This window comes from Klebsiella sp. 141203 (genome assembly GCF_032601985.1).
Taxonomy (GTDB): Bacteria; Pseudomonadota; Gammaproteobacteria; order Enterobacterales; family Enterobacteriaceae; genus Klebsiella; species Klebsiella aerogenes.
This window is the reverse complement of record NZ_JAQIRL010000002.1, coordinates 263,318-279,817: the sequence shown is the minus strand read 5'-3', so window position 1 is coordinate 279,817 and position 16,500 is coordinate 263,318. Positions and strand designations below refer to the sequence as shown.

Annotated in this window: 15 protein-coding genes; 10 read left to right on the top strand and 5 right to left on the bottom strand. The window is 58.5% G+C overall.

Annotated elements, in window-relative coordinates; all coding sequences use genetic code 11:
* The first annotated feature begins 22 nt into the window (after positions 1-22).
* Complete coding sequence (gene dtpD / locus PGR29_RS08990) at positions 23-1,501, top strand: dipeptide permease DtpD (RefSeq protein WP_087860216.1); 1,479 nt, start codon at positions 23-25, stop codon at positions 1,499-1,501.
* A 3-nt stretch (positions 1,502-1,504) separates the two neighbouring features.
* Here the strand turns inward: dtpD and phrB are convergent, their stop codons facing one another.
* Positions 1,505-2,914, bottom strand: coding sequence for a deoxyribodipyrimidine photo-lyase (gene phrB / locus PGR29_RS08985; protein ID WP_316424422.1), 1,410 nt, complete (start codon positions 2,912-2,914; stop codon positions 1,505-1,507).
* Between the two features lie 178 nt (positions 2,915-3,092).
* Positions 3,093-3,299, bottom strand: a complete 207-nt coding sequence (locus tag PGR29_RS08980) for a DUF2517 family protein (RefSeq protein ID WP_015367687.1) — start codon at positions 3,297-3,299, stop codon at positions 3,093-3,095.
* A gap of 313 nt (positions 3,300-3,612) precedes the next feature.
* Between PGR29_RS08980 and kdpF the strand changes: the two genes are divergently transcribed.
* Genes kdpF through kdpE form a run of 6 tightly spaced genes read left to right on the top strand, consistent with a single transcriptional unit; the run spans position 3,613 to position 11,398 of the window.
* Positions 3,613-3,702, top strand: a complete 90-nt coding sequence (kdpF, locus tag PGR29_RS08975; RefSeq protein WP_020079348.1) for a K(+)-transporting ATPase subunit F — start codon at positions 3,613-3,615, stop codon at positions 3,700-3,702.
* Positions 3,702-5,381: a potassium-transporting ATPase subunit KdpA gene (kdpA, locus tag PGR29_RS08970; protein ID WP_113373866.1), complete on the top strand. Its 1,680-nt coding sequence runs from the start codon at positions 3,702-3,704 to the stop codon at positions 5,379-5,381. The genes kdpF and kdpA overlap by 1 nt, the downstream gene beginning before the upstream one ends.
* A 20-nt stretch (positions 5,382-5,401) precedes the next feature.
* Positions 5,402-7,450, top strand: coding sequence for a potassium-transporting ATPase subunit KdpB (gene kdpB / locus PGR29_RS08965; protein ID WP_316424421.1), 2,049 nt, complete (start codon positions 5,402-5,404; stop codon positions 7,448-7,450).
* A gap of 10 nt (positions 7,451-7,460) precedes the next feature.
* Positions 7,461-8,033 carry a potassium-transporting ATPase subunit KdpC gene (kdpC, locus tag PGR29_RS08960; RefSeq protein ID WP_087860219.1) on the top strand — a complete coding sequence of 191 codons (573 nt, stop codon included), beginning with the start codon at positions 7,461-7,463 and terminating at the stop codon, positions 8,031-8,033.
* Positions 8,034-8,036: 3 nt separating this feature from the next.
* Positions 8,037-10,724: a two-component system sensor histidine kinase KdpD gene (gene kdpD, locus PGR29_RS08955; RefSeq protein ID WP_316424420.1), complete on the top strand. Its 2,688-nt coding sequence runs from the start codon at positions 8,037-8,039 to the stop codon at positions 10,722-10,724.
* A complete protein-coding gene (gene kdpE, locus PGR29_RS08950; RefSeq protein WP_047049246.1) occupies positions 10,721-11,398 on the top strand; it encodes a two-component system response regulator KdpE in 678 nt (225 codons plus the stop codon). The genes kdpD and kdpE overlap by 4 nt, the downstream gene beginning before the upstream one ends.
* Here the strand turns inward: kdpE and PGR29_RS08945 are convergent.
* From PGR29_RS08945 to seqA, 3 genes are read right to left on the bottom strand one after another with little or no spacing between them, the layout of a single operon-like run.
* Positions 11,380-11,817: a hypothetical protein gene (locus PGR29_RS08945; protein ID WP_045393008.1), complete on the bottom strand. Its 438-nt coding sequence runs from the start codon at positions 11,815-11,817 to the stop codon at positions 11,380-11,382. The genes kdpE and PGR29_RS08945 overlap by 19 nt on opposite strands.
* A gap of 54 nt (positions 11,818-11,871) precedes the next feature.
* On the bottom strand, positions 11,872-13,512 hold the full coding sequence (gene pgm, locus PGR29_RS08940; protein ID WP_087860223.1) for a phosphoglucomutase (alpha-D-glucose-1,6-bisphosphate-dependent): 1,641 nt from the start codon (positions 13,510-13,512) through the stop codon (positions 11,872-11,874).
* 32 nt (positions 13,513-13,544) lie between these two features.
* Complete coding sequence (gene seqA / locus PGR29_RS08935; RefSeq protein ID WP_213317403.1) at positions 13,545-14,105, bottom strand: replication initiation negative regulator SeqA; 561 nt, start codon at positions 14,103-14,105, stop codon at positions 13,545-13,547.
* A 229-nt stretch (positions 14,106-14,334) separates the two neighbouring features.
* On the opposite strand from seqA, the gene ybfF reads away from it, so the two are divergent.
* The 3 genes from ybfF (at position 14,335) to fldA (ending at position 16,215) form a co-directional block, all read left to right on the top strand.
* Positions 14,335-15,108 (top strand): esterase, encoded by a 774-nt coding sequence (gene ybfF, locus PGR29_RS08930; protein ID WP_316424419.1) that lies wholly within the window; start codon positions 14,335-14,337, stop codon positions 15,106-15,108.
* A 133-nt stretch (positions 15,109-15,241) separates the two neighbouring features.
* On the top strand, positions 15,242-15,535 hold the full coding sequence (ybfE, locus tag PGR29_RS08925) for a LexA regulated protein (protein ID WP_015367696.1): 294 nt from the start codon (positions 15,242-15,244) through the stop codon (positions 15,533-15,535).
* Positions 15,536-15,684: 149 nt separating this feature from the next.
* A complete protein-coding gene (gene fldA / locus PGR29_RS08920) occupies positions 15,685-16,215 on the top strand; it encodes a flavodoxin FldA (RefSeq protein ID WP_015367697.1) in 531 nt (176 codons plus the stop codon).
* Positions 16,216-16,500: the final 285 nt, after the last annotated feature.

The window sequence follows — 16,500 nt, the reverse complement described above, 5'->3', positions numbered from 1 at the left end:
ACGGCCAGGAAATGAACGTTACATGAACAGACAAACTTCACAGCCACGGGCGATTTACTACGTCGTTGCGCTGCAAATTTGGGAATACTTCAGTTTTTACGGCATGCGGGCGCTGTTAATCCTGTACCTCACCAACCAGCTCAAGTACGACGATAATCACGCCTATACCCTGTTTAGCGCCTACTGCTCCCTGGTCTATGTCACCCCTATTCTCGGCGGCTTCCTCGCCGACAAACTGCTCGGCAACCGCATGGCGGTGATGCTCGGCGCGCTACTCATGGCTATCGGCCATCTGGTGCTCGGCGCCAGCGAAGTCGCCCCCACCTTCCTCTATTTATCGCTGGCGATTATCGTTTGCGGTTACGGGCTGTTTAAATCCAACGTCAGCTGCCTGCTTGGCGAACTGTACGAGCCGACCGATCCGCGCCGCGATGGCGGCTTCTCGCTGATGTACGCCGCGGGAAATATTGGTTCGATCATCGCGCCTATCGCCTGCGGCTACGTGCAGGAAGAGTACAGCTGGGCGATGGGCTTTGCGCTGGCGGCAGTCGGTATGATTGCTGGACTGGTGATCTTCCTTTGCGGCGGTCGCCACTTCCGCCACACCACCGGCGTTAACCGCGAGGCGCTGCGCGCCCGGACCTTCCTCCTGCCGAACTGGGGCTGGCTGCTGGTATTGCTGGTGGCGACGCCGCTGCTAATTACCGTCTTGTTCTGGCAGGAGTGGTCGGTGTATGCGCTGATTGTGGCGACGGTGATTGGCCTGGCGGTACTGGCGCGTATTTACCTGCGCGCGGAGAACGACAAACAGCGTAAAGAGCTGCGTCTGATTATCGTCCTCACCGGTTTTAGCCTGCTGTTCTGGGCCTTTGCCCAGCAGGGCGGCAGCTCCATCAGCCTGTATATCGACCGTTTCGTGAACCGCCACGTCATGAGCTATGAAGTACCAACCGCGATGTTCCAGTCGGTTAACGCCTTCGCGGTGATGCTCTGCGGTATGGTGCTGGCATGGCTGGTTAAAGAGAACATCAAGGGCAACCGCACCGTGCGTATCTGGGGGAAATTCGCCCTCGGTCTGGGGCTAATGAGCGCCGGGTTCTGCATTCTGACCTTAAGCGCCCGCTGGTCGGCCGCGTATGGCCACTCTTCCATGCCGCTAATGGTACTGGGGCTGGCGGTGATGGGTTTCGCCGAACTGTTTATCGACCCGGTAGCGATGTCGCAAATCACCCGGATCGAAATCCCCGGCGTCACCGGGGTGCTGACCGGTATCTATATGCTGCTTTCCGGGGCGATCGCCAACTATCTGGCCGGCGTCATCGCCGACCAGACATCGCAGGCGTCGTTTGATGCCGCGGGCGCGGTTAACTATTCGATTGAAGCCTACATCGACGTCTTCAGCCAGATCACCTGGGGCGCGCTGGCCTGCGTCGGCCTGGTACTGGTCATCTGGCTGTATCACTCCGTGAAGGTCAAAACCCGCCAACTGGCGGTAGAATAAAAACTATCTGGCGGCTTCCCAGGCCGCCAGCGTCTCCAGCCGCGCCTGCTTATGGTCAACCAGCGGGCGCGGATACCTCAGCGCTACCCCCTGTTTATCCGCCCACAGCCACGGCTGATGCAGCGCTTTCTCTGGTACTTCAGCCAGTTCCGGCAGCCAGCGGCGAATAAACTCGCCCTGCTTATCAAACTTCTCCCCCTGGGTCGTCGGATTGAAAATACGAAAATAAGGGGCTGCATCGGTACCGGTCGAGGCCGCCCACTGCCAGCCGCCGTTGTTGGCCGCCAAATCGCCGTCGATCAGCTGACTCATGAAATAGCGCTCTCCTTGCCGCCAGTCGAGACGAAGGTCTTTCGCCAGGAAGCTGGCGACAATCATCCGCAGGCGATTGTGCATCCAGCCGGTGGCGTTAAGCTGCCGCATGGCGGCATCGACGATGGGGAAACCGGTTTGCCCCTGTTGCCAGGCCTGCAGTTCATCCTCATTGCTGCGCCAGGCGACCTTGTCGGTCCAGGCGACAAAGGGCCGGCCTTTACACAGTTTCGGGTAGTAAACCATCAGATGACGATAGAACTCGCGCCAGATAATCTCGTTCAGCCAGCTTGCGCCCGCTTCGCCATCCAGCGCGCCGGGCTGCTCCCGTAACAAGCGATGCAGGCACTGGCGCGGCGACAGTACGCCTACCGCGAGACACGGCGATAGCCTGCTGGTTCCTTCTATTGCCGGAAAATCGCGCTGCTGATCGTAATCCGCCGCCGGCTGCTGGCAAAACGCGCGCAATCGAGCCAGCGCCGTTTTTTCATCTGCCGCGAACAGATCGGTGTCAAATGCCGTTTGCGGATAGTTGATCTCAGGCAGCGGCGGCGCCTGCCCGGCGGCTGACTGGCGTGCTTTCGGCGCCGCCACGCACTCCGGCAGCCCTTCACGCAGGCGGCGGATAAACGCATTTTTAAACGGCGTAAAGACTTTATACATCTCACGGTTGCCGGTCATCACGCTGCCCGGCGGCAACAGTACGCTGTCGTCAAACCCCTGGCAGGTGACTTCTGTCAGGGTTTTCTCGACGTCGGCGTCGCGTCGGCGCTCATTAAACTCATACTGATAGTTATAAAATAGATGGCTCACCTGGTGCTGTTTACAGAAGCGCGTCAGCAACTCGATGCTGGCGGCGAAATCGTCCGCCTCTTCTACCAGCAGCGGAATACCGCGTTCCGCTAATGCCGCGTGCAGGCTGCGTAAATGGCTGGCGATAAAGGCCGCCTGGCGCGGCGCCATATGATGCTGGCGCCACTGCTCTGGCGTGGCGATATAGAGCGCCAGCACCCGCGCCTGCGGGTCGCGGCAGGCGGCGGCCAGCGCCAGATTATCGTGTAGGCGTAAATCCATGCGAAACCAGACCAGATGGGTGGCCATAAAACTCCTCACTCTCCGTAAGCAAAACTCATCACTCAGGCCGGCAAAATAGCGCGCTGCGGCAAAATAAGCACCTGCCAATTCTGCCACGGCGCGTGAAAGCTAAGTGTAGACAGCAGACGAAAAAAAACCGCCGGTCGTCAACCGGCGGTTTTTATATTCGTCGCAGCAGCGCGGATTAGTAGAAGTCGTGCGCGGCTTTTTCCGCCTGCGCCATCCATACCGGCTGTTCACTGGTTTTCGCCCATACGCGATGCAGCCAGCTGTAGTAACGGGCGCGATCTTTCCAGAACAGCATCACCGGCAGCGCAGCAACCCCGGCCACGACGGCGAAAGCGCGACGCATCAGGATAATGTGAGCAGGATAAGCTTTGTACAACGCCATAATTTCTCTCCCCTTTGTCAGGCCGGCAAGCAGCGCCGGTAAATGTCACAATGTTTGTCTGCACAAATAGTACCGCGCTGGTTGTAATTTTACTACTCATCCGACCACTAAAAAGCACTTATTTATACTTAATTTACATTCACGGCGTAACTGAGTTACAAAAAAGTTAAATTAATACTAACCATTAGTTAAATTGTGCCTTTAGCCATTTTTATACTTTTTTTACACCGCCCGCGGCGATTTTTGCGAAATCTTTGCGCCGAAATTCCTACCCTCTCGGTATATCAATAAGAGACACACCCGGAGGTGGAAAGTGACTACAGGCATCATTGCTGGCGTAACGCTGGTATTCCTGCTGCTGGCGTATCTGGTCTATGCCCTGATACATGCGGAGGCGTTCTGATGGCCGCGCAAGGGTTCTTACTTATCGCCAGCTTCCTGCTGGTACTGCTGGTACTGGCGCGGCCGCTCGGTTCGCTGCTGGCGCGAATGATCAACGACCTCCCGCTCCCGGGGCTTGCCGGCGTTGAGCGCGGTATCTGGCGGCTGGCGGGGATTCGCAGCCAGGAGATGGACTGGCGGCAGTACTTGATCGCCATTGTGCTGTTTAACGCGATTGGTCTCGCGGCGCTGATGGCGCTGCTGATGTGTCAGGGTTGGCTGCCGTTCAATCCGCAGCACTTCCCCAATCTGTCCTGGGATTTAGCGTTGAATACCGCGGTAAGCTTCGTCAGCAACACCAACTGGCAGGCCTACGCCGGGGAAACCACCATGAGCTATCTCAGCCAGATGGTAGGTCTGGCGGTGCAAAACTTCCTGTCGGCCGCGACCGGTATTGCGGTTATCTTCGTGCTGACCCGCGCCTGGGCGCGACAGAAAGTCAGCACCCTCGGCAACGCCTGGGTCGACCTGACCCGCATTACGCTGTGGCTGCTACTGCCTCTTTCTCTGCTGATCGCGCTGTTCTTTGTGCAACAGGGCGTGCCGCAGAACCTGCAGGCTTATCAGCCGTTCACCAGCCTGGAAGGCGTTCGCCAGTGGCTGCCGATGGGACCGGTCGCCTCGCAGGAAGCGATCAAAATGCTCGGTACCAACGGCGGCGGCTTCTTTAACGCCAACTCATCGCATCCGTTTGAGAACCCGACGGCGTTAACCAACCTGGTGCAGATGCTGGCGATCTTCCTGATCCCGGCGGCGCTGTGTTTTGCCTTTGGCGAAGCGGTCGGCGATCGCCGTCAGGGACGCGCAATCCTGTGGGCAATGGCGCTGATTTTCGTGGTCTGCGTGGCGGTGGTGATGTGGGCGGAAACTCGCGGAAATCCGCACCTGCTCAGCCTTGGCGCCGACAGCAGCCTGAATATGGAAGGGAAAGAGAGCCGCTTTGGCATTCTCGCCAGCAGCCTGTTTGCGGTAGTCACTACCGCCGCCTCCTGCGGCGCGGTCAACGCGATGCATGATTCCTTCACCGCGCTGGGCGGCATGGTGCCGATGTGGCTGATGCAAATTGGCGAGGTGGTCTTCGGCGGCGTGGGCTCCGGGCTGTACGGCATGCTGCTGTTCGTCATGCTGGCGGTATTTATCGCCGGGCTGATGATTGGCCGCACGCCGGAATATCTCGGCAAGAAAATCGACGTGCGCGAAATGAAAATGATCGCGCTGGCGATTCTGGTGACCCCGACGCTGGTACTGCTCGGCACCGCGTTGGCGATGATGACCGAAGCCGGTCGCAGCGCCATGTTGAATCCGGGCCCGCACGGCTTTAGCGAAGTGTTGTACGCGGTCACCTCGGCGGCCAACAACAACGGCAGCGCCTTCGGCGGCTTAAGCGCCGGCACGACCTTCTGGAACCTGCTGCTGGCGTTCTGCATGCTGGTGGGCCGCTTCGGGGTGATCGTCCCGGTGATGGCGATTGCCGGGTCGCTGGTGAACAAGAAAATTCAGCCCGCCAGTTCCGGCACGCTCGCCACCCACGATGCGCTGTTTATCGGCCTGCTGATCGGTACCGTCCTGCTGGTCGGCGCCCTCACCTTTATCCCCGCACTGGCGCTCGGCCCGGTGGCGGAACACTTCTCTTTACTTTAAGCGATGCGGAGCAGCCTGTTATGAGTCGCAAACAATTAGCCCTGCTGGAGCCGACGCTGGTGCGTCAGGCGCTGCTGGATGCCGTGAAAAAACTCAGCCCTTCGGTGCAGTGGCGTAACCCGGTGATGTTTATCGTCTGGATTGGCAGCGTGCTGACCACCCTGCTGGCGATGGCCATGGCCGGGGGATATCTTACGGGTCACGCCGGCTTTACCGCAGCCGTGAGTCTGTGGTTGTGGTTTACCGTGCTGTTCGCCAACTTCGCCGAAGCGATGGCCGAAGGACGAAGCAAAGCGCAGGCCAACAGCCTGAAAGGGGTGAAAAAAACCGCTTTCGCCCGTAAGCTGCGCGCGCCGCAGCACGATGCCCCGATGGATCACGTCCCGGCGGAAGAGTTACGCAAAGGCGATATCGTACTGGTGGAAGCCGGCGACATTATCCCCTGCGACGGCGAAGTGATCGAAGGCGGCGCTTCGGTAGATGAAAGCGCCATCACCGGGGAATCCGCGCCGGTTATCCGCGAGTCCGGCGGCGATTTCGCCTCGGTCACCGGCGGCACCCGGATCCTCTCTGACTGGCTGGTGATCCGCTGCAGCGTCAATCCGGGTGAAACCTTCCTCGACCGGATGATCGCCATGGTTGAAGGCGCGCAGCGCCGTAAAACGCCGAACGAAATCGCATTGACGATCCTGTTGATCGCCCTGACGCTGGTGTTCCTGCTGGCCACCGCCACCATCTGGCCCTTCTCGGCGTGGAGCGGTAATGCGGTTAGCGTGACCGTACTGGTGGCGCTACTGGTATGCCTTATCCCAACCACCATCGGCGGCCTGCTCTCCGCTATCGGCGTCGCCGGGATGAGCCGGATGCTTGGCGCCAACGTTATCGCCACCAGCGGGCGCGCGGTGGAAGCCGCCGGCGATGTCGACGTACTGCTGCTGGATAAAACCGGCACCATCACCCTCGGCAACCGTCAGGCCTCGGCGTTTCTGCCGGCTCGCGGCGTCGAAGAGCGCGTGCTGGCCGATGCCGCCCAGCTATCGTCGCTGGCGGATGAAACGCCAGAAGGCCGCAGCATCGTGGTGCTGGCGAAACAGCGCTTTAATCTGCGCGAACGCGATCTGCATTCGCTGCACGCCACATTTGTCCCCTTCACCGCCCAGACCCGTATGAGCGGTATTAACATCGACCAACGCATGATCCGTAAAGGGTCGGTGGACGCGATTCGCCGCCATATCGAAGCTAACGGCGGCCACTTCCCGGCCGATGTCGATAAGCAGGTAGAAGAGGTCGCCCGCCAGGGGGCCACGCCGCTGGTCGTCGCCGAGGGCGAACGCGTGCTGGGGATTATTTCGCTCAAAGATATCGTCAAAGGCGGCATTAAAGAGCGTTTCGCCCAGCTGCGCAAAATGGGCATTAAGACGGTGATGATCACCGGTGATAACCGCCTGACCGCCGCCGCCATCGCCGCCGAAGCGGGGGTTGATGATTTTCTGGCCGAAGCAACGCCGGAAGCCAAGCTGGCGCTGATTCGCCAGTATCAGTCGGAAGGACGGCTGGTGGCGATGACCGGCGACGGCACCAACGACGCTCCGGCGCTGGCGCAGGCTGATGTGGCGGTCGCAATGAACTCCGGCACTCAGGCAGCGAAAGAGGCGGGCAACATGGTGGATCTCGACTCGAACCCGACCAAGCTGATTGAAGTGGTGCATATCGGTAAACAGATGCTGATGACCCGTGGGTCGTTAACCACATTCAGTATCGCCAATGACGTCGCCAAGTATTTCGCGATTATTCCGGCCGCCTTCGCCGCCGCCTATCCGCAACTGGCGATGCTGAACGTGATGCATCTGCACTCGCCCTCTTCGGCGATCATGAGCGCGGTTATTTTTAACGCCCTGATTATCGTCTGCCTGATCCCTTTAGCGCTGAAGGGCGTGAGCTATCGTCCGCTGTCGGCGTCGGCGATGCTGCGCCGCAACCTGTGGGTTTACGGCCTCGGCGGGCTGATCGTGCCTTTTGTCGGTATTAAAGCTATCGACCTGTTGCTGACCCTGACCGGTCTGGTGTGAGGAAATTACCATGTCATTGATTCGTCCGGCACTTGTGCTATTTATTCTGTTAACCCTGCTCACCGGCGGCCTGTATCCGTTACTGACTACCGCCTTAGGGCAGTGGTGGTTCCCGCAGCAGGCTAACGGCTCGCTGATCCATCTCGACGGCGAGGTGCGCGGCTCCGCTCTGATCGGGCAGAACTTTACCGCCGCCGGTTATTTCCACGGCCGCCCTTCCGCGACGGCAGAGGTGGCGGATAATCCGCTGGCCTCCGGCGGCAGTAATCTGGCGGTCAGCAATCCGGCGCTGGATAAAGCGATAAGCGAACGGGTACAGGCATTACGCGCCGCTAACCCGCAAGCGAGCCCGACGGTGCCGGTCGAGTTGGTTACCGCGTCGGCCAGCGGACTGGATAACAACCTGACCCCAGCCGCGGCGCTGTGGCAGGTACCGCGCGTCGCCAAAGCGCGCAACCTCAGCGATGCGCAGGTGAAACAGTTAGTGGACCAGGCGACGCAAAAACCGTTGCTCAGTTTTCTCGGTCAACCTGTGGTAAATATACTGCAACTGAACATGGCGCTGGATGCCCTAAAGGATTAATCAATGAGTGACGAGCCGCTGCGTCCGGACCCCGACCGTCTGCTGCAACAAACCGCTGCGCCGCATCGCGGCAAGCTGAAGGTGTTTTTCGGCGCCTGCGCCGGGGTGGGTAAGACCTGGGCAATGCTGGCGGAAGCGCAGCGGCTGCGCGCTCAGGGGCTGGATATTCTGATCGGCGTGGCGGAAACCCACGGCCGCAAAGATACCGCCGCCATGTTGGAGGGGCTTAGCGCCCTCCCGCAAAAGCGCATTTCCCACCGCGGACGCTACGTTCATGAGTTTGACCTTGATGCCGCGCTGGCCCGCCGCCCGGCGCTGATCCTGGTGGACGAACTGGCGCATAGCAACGCGCCGGGTTCGCGCCACCCGAAGCGCTGGCAGGACGTCGAAGAACTGCTCGAAGCCGGTATCGACGTCTTCACCACCGTCAACGTCCAGCATCTTGAAAGCCTCAATGATGTAGTCAGCGGTATTACCGGCGTGCAGGTACGCGAAACCGTCCCCGACCCCTTCTTTGACGCCGCCGATGATGTGGTTCTGGTGGATTTGCCGCCGGACGATCTGCGCCAGCGCCTGAATGAGGGCAAGGTGTACATCGGCGGCCAGGCCGAACGCGCCATCGAAAACTTCTTCCGCAAAGGTAATCTGATCGCCCTGCGCGAACTGGCGCTGCGTCGTACCGCCGACCGGGTAGATGAACAAATGCGCGCCTGGCGCGACCGCCAGGGGCAGGAAAAAGTCTGGCACACCCGCGACGCCATTCTGCTGTGCATCGGGCACAATACCGGCAGCGAAAAACTGGTTCGCGCCGCCGCCCGGCTGGCGGCCAGGCTCGGTAGCGTCTGGCACGCGGTCTATGTAGAAACGCCCGCGCTGCACCGACTGCCGGAGGCCAGGCGGCGGGCGATCCTCGCCGCGCTGAAGCTAGCGCAAGAGTTAGGCGCCGAAACCGCGACGCTCTCCGACCCATCGGAAGAAAAAGCGGTGCTGCATTACGCTCGCGAGCACAACCTCGGCAAAATTGTGATTGGTCGCCAGGGAGAGCGCCGCTGGTGGGAACGAGCCGGGTTTGCCGACCGTCTGGCGCGTCGCGCCCCGGACCTCGATCTGGTGGTGATCGCGCTGGATGAAAAACCGGCCTCCCTGCCCGCCCGTGCAAATGACAATCGTACGGCTATTGATAAATGGCGCCAACAGTTGAAGGGTTGTCTGTTGGCCGTGGCGCTGTGCGCCATTATCACCGTAGTCGCCATGCAGTGGCTGATGGCCTTTGAAGCCGCCAACCTGGTGATGCTCTATCTACTGGGCGTGGTGATAATCGCCCTGCTGTATGGCCGCTGGCCATCGGTGCTGGCGACCTTTATCAACGTGATTAGCTTCGATCTCTTTTTTGTCGCCCCACGCGGTACGCTGGCGGTTTCCGACGTTCAGTACCTGCTGACGTTCGGCGTGATGCTGACCGTTGGTCTGGTGATCGGCAACCTGACCGCCGGGATGCGATACCAAGCGCGGGTGGCGCGTTATCGCGAGCGGCGTACCCGCCATCTGTATGAAATGTCAAAAGCGCTGGCGGTCGGCCGCAGCCGTGAAGATATCGCCGCCACCAGCGAACGCTTTATTACTTCCACCTTTCAGGCCCGCAGCCAGCTACTGCTGCCTGATGAGAACGGGCAGTTGCAGCCGATGACCCAGCAATCCGGCGTTTTCTCGTGGGATGATGCGATTGCCCGCTGGAGTTTCGATAAAGGTCAGCCAGCCGGGGCCGGTACCGACACTCTCCCCGGCGTGCCGTATCAAATTCTGCCGCTACAAAGCGCCGCCCGCACCTGGGGGCTGCTGCTGGTCGAACCGGAAAATCTGCGCCAGCTGATGATCCCCGAACAACAGCGGCTGCTGGAAACCTTTACCCTGCTGGTGGCCAGCGCGCTTGAGCGCCTGACCCTGACCGCCAGCGAAGTGCAGGCGCGCTTGACCAGCGAACGCGAAAGCCTGCGCAACTCACTGCTGGCCGCCCTCTCTCACGATCTGCGGACGCCGCTGACGGTCCTGTTCGGCCAGGCGGAGATCCTGACCCTCGATCTGGCCAGCGAAGGGTCGAAGCACGCGCCGCAGGCCAACGAAATTCGCCAGCACGTGCTCAACACTACCCGGTTGGTGAATAATCTACTGGATATGGCGCGTATTCAGTCCGGCGGTTTTAATTTGCATAAAGAGTGGTTAACTCTCGAAGAGATCGTCGGTAGCGCCCTGCGTATGCTGGAGCCTGGGCTTGGCGGCCAGCGCATCCAGCTGTCGCTGCCGGACCCGCTGCTGCTGGTCCACGTTGACGGCCCGCTGTTTGAACGGGTGCTGATCAACCTGCTGGAGAACGCGCATAAATACGCCGGCGCACAGGCGCAGATTGGCATTCATGCCGAAGCGGATACACAACAGTTGATCATCGAAGTCTGGGATAATGGTCCAGGGATCGCGGCAGGCCAGGAACAGGCTATCTTTGATAAATTCGCCCGCGGTAATAAAGAGTCGGCCATCCCCGGCGTCGGCCTGGGGCTGGCGATTTGCCAGGCCATTGTCGAGGTGCACGACGGCAGCATTACCGCCAGCAACCGTCCGGAGGGCGGCGCCTGTTTCCGTGTTACACTGCCGCGAGAAGCCCCCCCAGAACTGGAAGAGTTAGCCGAGGAAATGTGATTAACGTTTTAATCATCGAAGACGAACACGCTATCCGCCGCTTTCTGCGCACCGCGCTGGAAGCCGACGGCATGCGCGTATTTGAAGCCGAAACCCTGCAGCGCGGACTCATCGAAGCCGCCACCCGCAAACCGGATTTAGCGATCCTCGATCTTGGCCTGCCGGACGGCGACGGTAATGATTTTATCCGCGAAGTCCGCCAGTGGAGCCAGATGCCGATTATCGTGCTGTCGGCGCGCAGCGAAGAACATGACAAGATCGCCGCCCTTGACGCCGGCGCCGATGACTACCTAAGTAAACCGTTTGGTATAGGCGAACTGCAGGCGCGGCTACGCGTCGCGCTGCGCCGTCACGGCAGCGCGCAGGCCGATGAGCCGGTGGTGCGTTTTGCCGATATTAGCGTCGACATCCCCGCCCGCCGTATCGTGCGCGGCAGTGAAGAAATTCACCTGACGCCCATCGAGTTTCGCCTGCTGGCAGCGCTGCTGAACAATCCCGGCAAAGTGCTCACCCAGCGCCAGCTTCTGAATCAGGTATGGGGGCCTAACGCCGTCGAACACAGTCACTATTTGCGGATTTATATGGGACACTTACGGCAAAAGCTGGAGGTTGACCCGGCGCGGCCGCAGCATCTGCTGACCGAAACCGGGATTGGCTATCGCTTTATGCCCTGAAATTCGCCTCTGCAGTACCAGAGAGTGGCGATTTTCAGCCCTTCAGAGAGCAGCAGGAAGCCTGCCAGGATCGCTAAATTCCTGACGCCGGCGGCTTGAATCAGCCACAGACCCAGCGACAGCGAAGGCTGCATAAATACCAGCCTGAGCGGCGCCTGCCCCCAGGCCAACCACAGCGCATAGCGGCTCTGACGGAAAAATAGGATCATCGACAGCGGAATGCTGATAATCAGCAGAACATTCAGCGGGTACAGCCAGGCCGCCGCTGCGCCGTAAGTGTGCAGCAGCTGAAGATACGCCAGTAGATCGTCGTAGAAAGGAAGACGGCGGTGGGAAATATTCCACCATAAGAATTGCAGGACGAAAAAGAGATCCATCCACGCCCAGAACAAAAAAAGGGACTTCCGTTGTAATTTCATCGCATTCCTTGCGAAATAATCAGGCCCGCAGGGGGCCTGATGCTGATAGGACAATCAGGCGTTTTTCAGCACTTCGCTGACAATCTCTACCGCTTCTTTTTCAATCAGCTTGCGATGCTCTTCGCCAAGGAAGCTCTCACAGTAGATTTTGTAGGCGTCTTCGGTGCCTGACGGACGGGCCGCGAACCAGCCGTTGTCGGTCATCACTTTCAGCCCGCCGATAGAAGCGCCGTTGCCCGGCGCCGCGGTCAGACGCGCGGTGATCGGATCGCCCGCCAACGTATCGGCGCTCACCATTTCCGGCGATAGCTTAGACAGCGCCGCTTTCTGCGCGGAAGTGGCCGATGCCTGCAGACGGTTGTAGCTTGGGGCGCCAAAGCGTTCCGCCAGCTCGTTGTAGTGTTCCTGCGGGTTCTTACCGGTCACCGCGGTGATTTCCGCCGCCAGCAGGCACATGATGATACCGTCTTTATCGGTGGACCACGGCGTGCCGTCGAAACGCAGGAACGATGCCCCCGCGCTCTCTTCGCCGCCGAAGCCGAAGCTGCCGTCGAACAGACCGTCAACAAACCATTTAAAGCCCACCGGCACTTCCACCAGCTTACGGCCCAGATCGTTAACCACGCGGTCAATCATCGCCGAAGAAACCAGCGTTTTACCAACCGCAACATCTTTGCCCCACTGCGGACGATGCTGGAACAGGTAGTTGATAGCCACCGCCAGATAGTGGTTCGGATTCATCAGGCCAGCCGGGGTCACGATACCGTGACGGTCGTAATCCGGATCGTTGGCGAAAGCCAGATCGAACTTATCGCGCAGCGCCAGCAGACCCGCCATCGCACACTCGGAGGAGCAGTCCATGCGGATCGCGCCATCTTTATCAAGGTGCATAAAGCGGAACGTCTGATCGACCTGATCGTTGACGATGGTCAGATCCAGCTTGTAGTGTTGGCCGATGCGTTTCCAGTATTCGATACCCGAACCGCCCAGCGGGTCGACGCCCAGTTTCAGGCCCGCTTTCTGAATAGCCGCCATATCGACGATATCCGCCAGCCCTTCAATAAACGGCTGTACCAGGTCCTGCTCTTTCACGTGGCCGGAAGCCAGCGCGGCGTCGAGAGAAATACGTTTCACGCCCTGCAGACCGGCAGCCAGCAGTTCATTAGCGCGGTTCTCTACCACTTTAGTCACGTTAGTATCAGCCGGGCCGCCGTTTGGCGGGTTGTACTTAATACCGCCATCTTCCGGCGGGTTGTGCGACGGGGTAATGACAATACCATCCGCCAGCGGGCCGCCTTTTTTGTTATGCACCAGAATCGCGTTGGAAACCGCCGGCGTCGGGGTGAAGCCGTTGTTTTCCTGAACGATCACATCAACACCGTTTGCCGCCAGCACTTCCAGCACGGAAATGAAGGCCGGTTCGGATAAAGCGTGGGTATCCTTACCCACGTAGCACGGGCCGGTGATGCCGTTTTTCGCGCGGTTTTCCGCAATCGCCTGCGCAATCGCCAGAATATGCTGCTCATTGAAATTGTGGCGCCCTGCGCTACCGCGATGGCCGGAGGTGCCGAATTTAACCGCATGCTCCGCATTGCCCGCTTCCGGCTTCAGCACATAGTACTGAGCGGTCAGCTGGGCGACGTTAATCAAATCACTCTGTTGTGCCGGCTGACCCGCACGTTTATCGATTGCCATTGCCTGATCCTTCTGGTGCAAAGTTTAATTAACTAGATCGTGCCGCAAACCTTTTCAATGAGCTCCGCAGGGAACTGCATTGATTGCATGATGTGTTCGATCATGCTGCATTTACGGCCGGTATTAGTATTGGTGATAACCCACCACGGCGTACCAGGAACCTGTTTCGGTTTGGTCTGATTACCGCTTTTCAGCAGCGTCCGTGAGTCTTCGGCGAAGTATACGCGGGTGCGTCCGTGCAGAGACTCAGTGGCTTCTGAAAATGCCTTACTGTCTAACGAGTAAAGCGTAGTCAACACCAGCATGAAGCGGTTAACCGCGCGCTTTTGTTCAGCGTATTCGTCAGATAACAGCAGCTCGCGCATCGCGCGGACTTTATCTTTAACCGGGTTGGCCGGCTTCGCTTCGACGGCTGGCGCCGCCGCAGGAGCAGCCGTCGGCGCGGCTTTCGCCGCTGGCGCGCCAGATGCAGGCTGAGAAACGGCGGAAAATTTCAGCATGCGCCGTAAAATGTCGGATGCGCTCTCGCCAATATGCTGAGTGTGGCTGGCAATATAGCGGTAGAGCTCATCATCAACTTCGATTGTTTTCATCTTAATCCAGTGCGATTTCTTTGTTTCTGAATACAAGTCGTCGGGATTAACTATCCTTTGTCTTTCACGCCGCAGCGCAACAGGCAGCAGATAGAGGACAAATCCCAACCGCGAATAGCGTCAAACCAGGATGGCGTTAAAACTCAGAATGCTTCCGGGTCTTGCAGCCTAATGGCAGAATGTCCAACATAATACCCTAACCCGACGGAGCGAAAAAAAGAACTTTGCCATGAAATTAAATAGCCGAGCGCAATCTGCACAAAACCCGCACAATAAATCCCCAATCGTCCTGGTACATGGCCTGTTCGGCAGCCTGGACAATCTTGGGATCCTCGCCCGCGATCTGGTCGCCGACTACGATATATTGCAGGTCGATATGCGAAACCACGGTTTATCCCCGCGTTCGCCGGAGATGACCTACCGCGCGATGGCGCAGGATCTGCTGGATACTCTTGACGATCATCAGATAGAGAAAGCGACTTTTATCGGCCATTCGATGGGCGGCAAAGCGGTGATGGCGCTGACCGCGCTGGCGCCGGATCGCATCGCCGGGCTGGTGGCGATTGATATTGCGCCGGTGGCTTATCACGTCCGCCGTCATGATGAGATCTTCGCGGCGATTAACGCGGTCAGCGAATCCGCCGCCAGCACCCGCCAGCAGGCGGCGCAGGTGATGCGCGAGCATATAAAGGAAGAAGGCGTCATTCAGTTTCTGCTGAAATCCTTTGTCGACGGCGCGTGGCGCTTCAACGTGCCGGCGCTGTGGGATCAATACCCGCATATTGTCGGCTGGGAAACCGTGCCAGCCTGGCCGCACCCGGCGCAAATTATTCCCGGCGGCAACTCCCCTTATGTCACCGATGAATACCGCGACGCGCTGCTGGCGCAGTTCCCGCAGGCCCGCGCCCACGTCATTGCCGGCGCCGGACACTGGGTGCATGCGGAAAAACCCGAGGCGGTTTTACGCGCAATTCGCCGTTATCTGAGCACAATTGAAGCCTGAGTGGCTAAAAAACGCCCGACCGCGCGGCAGAATGCCCGCGGTCGTTGGCGCAGCGGTTCGCCTGATGTATTATGGCGCGCTATCTGCGCCGGCTATAGCCCGGCAGCTTGTTTCCCCGAAGTCACTCTGAATCATGGCAAAAGAACAAACGGACCGAACGACATTAGATTTGTTCGCAAATGAGCGTCGCCCGGGTAGACCGAAAACCAATCCGCTTTCGCGCGATGAACAACTGCGCATCAACAAACGCAATCAGCTCAAACGCGATAAGGTTCGCGGCTTGAAGCGCGTTGAGTTGAAGCTCAACGCCGATGCGGTCGACGCGCTTAATGAGCTGGCGGAAGCCCGCAATATGAGCCGCAGCGATCTTATCGAAGAGATGCTGATGCACCAACTGGCCTGCCTGCGTAACCAGGGCGAAGTCTGAAAAACGCAAAAAAATCGCTTTCATGTAGCAGAGTGTGCACCAGGACGTTATTGCTGTTTCCGCGCCCTTCCCTGTTCTGCTATGATTGCCGTTAACTGTAGGCATAATGCCACTACCACATCATTAAGTTTCAAGAGGTTATTTTACTCATGGCAATCATCGGCATCTTTTTTGGCAGCGACACCGGCAACACCGAAAATATTGCAAAAATGATCCAAAAGCAGCTCGGTAAAGACGTTGCTGAAGTTCACGACATTGCCAAGAGCAGCAAAGAAGATCTGGAAAGCCACGATATTCTGCTGCTCGGCATCCCAACCTGGTACTACGGCGAAGCGCAGTGCGACTGGGACGACTTCTTCCCGACGCTGGAAGAGATCGACTTCAACGGTAAGCTGGTAGCCGTCTTTGGCTGCGGCGACCAGGAAGATTACGCAGAATACTTCTGCGATGCGCTGGGCACCATTCGTGACATCATTGAACCGCGCGGCGCAACCATCGTTGGCCACTGGCCGACCGCGGGCTACCACTTTGAAGCGTCGAAAGGCCTGGCGGACGACGATCACTTCGTAGGTCTGGCGATTGATGAAGACCGTCAACCGGAACTGACCAACGAGCGCGTTGAGAAGTGGGTGAAGCAGATTTCCGAAGAGCTGCATCTGGAAGAAATCAAAAACGCCTAAGAATCAAACGGCGCAGCTATTAAGCTGCGCTGAATTAATAGATAAAAGCAATCAAACTAATAGCTACAAGTTTTTAACTTTTCATCACATATCTGTACAATGTCCTCTGATTCCACGAGGTCACGTGACACAGTTTGTAGCTGGTAATTCGTTTTTGACAGCTTACAAGGCGCGATGCTTGCAGTTTTCATTTCAGAGTAGCAGCTCTATAATGAGACGCATTACATCGGGTGATTCTCTGTATTGCTTCCCTTTGAAGGAAGCCGATCTTTAGCAACAGGACAG